This is a genomic window from Protofrankia symbiont of Coriaria myrtifolia, from assembly GCF_900634755.1.
Classification (GTDB): domain Bacteria; phylum Actinomycetota; class Actinomycetes; order Frankiales; family Frankiaceae; genus Protofrankia; species Protofrankia coriariae.
The window spans coordinates 1-3,703 of sequence record NZ_CAAAFS010000360.1 but is presented as its reverse complement, the minus strand read 5'-3'; the positions used below and the strand labels follow the sequence as shown (position 1 = coordinate 3,703).

Sequence of the window (3,703 nt, the reverse complement as noted above, 5' to 3'; positions counted from 1 at the left end):
GGCCGTCATCCACCGTCGGCAACCTGGTCAGCCAGACAACCCAGTACCGGTGAGCGGTCGTCGCCGGGACGGACACGGTCGTGCTGGTGGCGACGGTTTCGGGGAGGACCACGCTGTAGGCGTTGGCGTCGTTCACGGCGGCGTCACCGGCACGCAGCTCGAACGCGGTAGGACCAAAACCAAAAGTAATCGTTATTTGGCGGACGGTGACGGGCTGGCCAAAGTCCAGCCGGAGACCCACCCCCGACTTCAGCCCGCCGAACTGCCGGCCGTCGGTGTTGTTGTACCCCTCCGTCGTCCAGACGGTGGACGGGTTGCCGTCGATGGCCTTCGGCGCCTCCGCGTCGTTCTCGCCGTTCTGCCCGGGCGGTGGGTCGAAGGCCAGCACGTTCGGGGTCGGCAGCGGCTTACCGGTACTGGCCGGGGCGGTCGCGGACGGGGCCGCGGACGGGGCGGCCGGAGCCTTCTTGCCGGTACCGCGGGCCAGCACGACCGAGGTCACCGCCACCGCGACCACCGCGATGGTGGCGATGAGCCCGGCCACGAGCAGCAGTCTGCGGCGCGGCCGCGGGCCACCCGATCGCCGGGCACCCCGCTCGTCCGGGTGGTCGCTGAGGAAGCCGGGCGCCCCGGGGGCGGGAGCGGAACGGCCGCGGCGGGGGCGATCCGTCGGGAAGCGGCCGTCGTCCTGGCGGCCCCGGTCGTCCCGGTAACCGCCGCGATAGCCGCCGCCGGTGCCGGTGCCGCCAGGCGGGTACGCCGTGCTCCCCGGCGGGCCGTAGGAGCCTGCCGGGTCGTAGGGGTCCGCGTCGAACCCGTCCACGGTGTAACCGGTGGTCGAGGGTCCCGCGGTCATGGTCCGGGTCAGCGACGGCTCGTCGTCGAACCGGACCCGGCCGAGATCCAGGGTGCCGTCCGCGGGGGCGAGATCCTCGAGCGCCTCGGCGAACTCGGCCGCGGACGTGATCGTCGGCCGGCGGGCGCGGTCGTCCCCGAGCGCGGCCAGGGTGAGCGCGTCGAGGTCCGGTGGGACGTCCGCGCGGACCTGTCGTGGCGAGTATACCCGGCCGTCGTCGGTCCTGGCCGCCGGGGGGAGCACGGTGTCGCCGCAGGCCAACGGCCAGTGCCCGGTCAGCGCGGCGTAGAGCAGGCCGCCCATGGCCCGGACATCCTCGGCGTCACGGCCGGGGCCGTCGGCGCCGGCCCAGGGCTCGGCCTGACTGTGCGCGCCCTTCTCCAGCGCCGCCACGACCGAGCCGGTACCGAGATCGACGACCTTGACCATGCCGTGGCCGGAGACAATGACGTCGCTGGCGCGTAGGTCACCGTGGTGGATGCCGCGTTCGTGGGCGGCGGCGAGCACCCGGGCGACGGCGAGCATGACGGTCGCGGCCTGGTCCGGGCGCAGGGGCCGCTGCGCGGACAGCGCCTGCAGGGAGCGGCCCTCCACCCATTCGCTCACCACGTAGGAGACACGGCCGACATCGGTGGTGGTCGACGTGGCGTCGTACGTCGATGCCGCGCCAGGGTGCACCAGCCGACCGGAACCGATGGCAGCCGACAGCAGCATTTCGGCGGCACGGTCGAGGGCCGCGAAGTCGCGCGCGCCGGTGCCGGCGTGTTGCACCACGCGGACGGCGACGGGCCGGGCGAGGATGCGGTCGTCACCGCGCCACAGGGTGACCGGCCCACGCGCGTGCATGACCGACAGAAGCTGATATCTGCCGTCCAGCACGGTGCTGACCGGCAGGGTAGGGGGCCCGGGGGGATCCATCGGGCCGGTGGCGTCGGGGGACGCCGGTGCCGCCACGGTGCCGACCTTCCAGGTCGCGCTGCTCGTCACGTCATTATCGACGTCGACCTGCGGCGGTCGGTTGTGCCCGTCGACCACAGTGCCTCCGTCATCACCGACGCGTCCGGCTGTCGTAGCCGGATGCAGCCTGTTCAGTGTACGAGCCCGCGAGGGAGCGTCCGGGCACAGTGTCGGTTGTGGCCGGGATCAGTGTGTCGATCGTGAGCCAAATCGGCCTCGGACGGTTGTGGCGAGCGCGGCCATTTCGGGCAGCCGCATCCGGACGATGGCCACCAGGTAGACGGGCAGCCCCACCGCGCAGGCGAGGACGACGCTCACGCCCGAACCGAGCCAGCCCTGGCCGAGAGCCTCCCGCACCAGGGCGCAGACCCCCGCGGCCACGACCGCGCCCAGCCCGCCGGCGATGGTCACCTGGGTGAGCATGCGGGCGATCCGGCCGGCGTCGATACCGCCCAGGCGGCCCCGCAGCAGGACCGAGGAGACCACGACCCCGACCAGGTAGGACACGGCGAAGGCCAGCGCCAGCGCCACCGACCGCAGCCGGTCGGGCAGCAGCGCGCTCAGCGCGGCCGCGCCGGCGATGTTGGTGGCGACGATTCCCATGTTGACCAGCGCGGGGGTCCGGCTGTCCTGCTGGGCGTAGAACACCCGCAACTGCACCTGGAACAGCGAGAACGGCACCAGGGCGACGGCGAACGCGGCCAGGGTGTCACCGATGCGCAGGGCCTCGGTGTAGCTGACCGCGCCGTGGTTGAACAGCGCGACCGCGATCGGGCGGCCCAGCGCCAGCAGCGCGAGCGCCGCCGGCACGATCACCACCGCCGCCAGCCGCGTCCCGGTGGACAGGTCCTGGCGGACCAGGTCGCGACGGTTGTCCGCGGCATGCGCGCTCATCCGCGGCAACAGCGCGGTGATCACCGACACCGCGACGATGGCGTAGGGGAGCTGGAAGATCTGGTATCCGTACGTGTACACGGTGTACGCCGTCGTGGAGCTGGCGAGACGCACGATGACCAGGTAGCCGACCTGGCTGATCGCCACGTAGAGCAGCGTCCAGCCGGCCAGCCGCATCGCCTGACGCAGCCCGGGATGGGTGAGGTCCAGCCGCGGCCGGTAGCGGAAGCCGACCGCCCGCAGCGACGGCAGCAGCGCGAACGTCATGACCACGACGCCGAGGGTGGTGCCGGCGGCCAGCACGGTGATCTGGGTGTCGCTGATCCCACCGACCGTGGGCGGGCGCGGCCCGGGCACGAAGATGAACGCCACGCAGGTCGCGATCACGATCAGGTTGTTGAGCACCGGCGTGAACATCGGCGCGGCGAACGACTGGCGGACGTTGAGGATCGCCCCGATCGTGGCGCCCAGCCCGTAGAAGACCACCTGCGGAAGGAACCACCGCAGGAACGTCACGGCGAGATCCTGCTCGGCGCCGCCGGCGGCCAGGTAGACGCCCACGATGGCCGGGGCGGCCATCGTCGCGACCACCACGATGACACCGAGCCCCAACACCACCAGGGTGAGCAGCGAGGACGCGAACGCCTCGCCCTCGTCCTCGTCCTCCCTGACCGCCCGGACCAGCACCGGCACGATCACGCTGGACAGCACCCCGCCGAGCAGCAGGTCGTAGAGGATGTTCGGGGTGGTGTTGGCGACGTTGTAGGCGTCCCCGACCGCGCCGGTGCCGATCGCCGCGGCGATCGCCACCGTCCGCAGGAACCCCGACGCCCGGGAGGCGACCGTACCGATCGCCATGGTGCCACTGGCCCGGCCGAGGGTCATCGCCCTGCCCCCGGGAGCCTTCCCGGCCCGGCCACCCGCGGGCCGTCCCCGATCCGCCGGTGGCCGTGGCTCCGCCGGCCGCCCCCGCCTTTCTTCCGGCCAGTGGGGCGG

General features: G+C 72.8%; 2 protein-coding genes. Both read right to left on the bottom strand.

Going from position 1 to position 3,703, the window contains the following annotated elements:
• Positions 1-1,891: protein kinase family protein (locus tag CM1CMNOD_RS21105; RefSeq protein ID WP_131774144.1), on the bottom strand; the 1,891-nt coding region annotated here is incomplete at its 3' end.
• A gap of 108 nt (positions 1,892-1,999) precedes the next feature.
• Entirely contained in the window at positions 2,000-3,592 is a 1,593-nt protein-coding gene (murJ, locus tag CM1CMNOD_RS21100; protein ID WP_013875628.1) for a murein biosynthesis integral membrane protein MurJ, read from the bottom strand.
• Positions 3,593-3,703: the final 111 nt, after the last annotated feature.

Coding starts and splice junctions, on each gene's coding strand:
- murJ (WP_013875628.1), bottom strand. CDS start 3,592: ATGACCCTCGGCCGGGCCAGTGGCACCATGGCGATCGGTACGGTCGCC.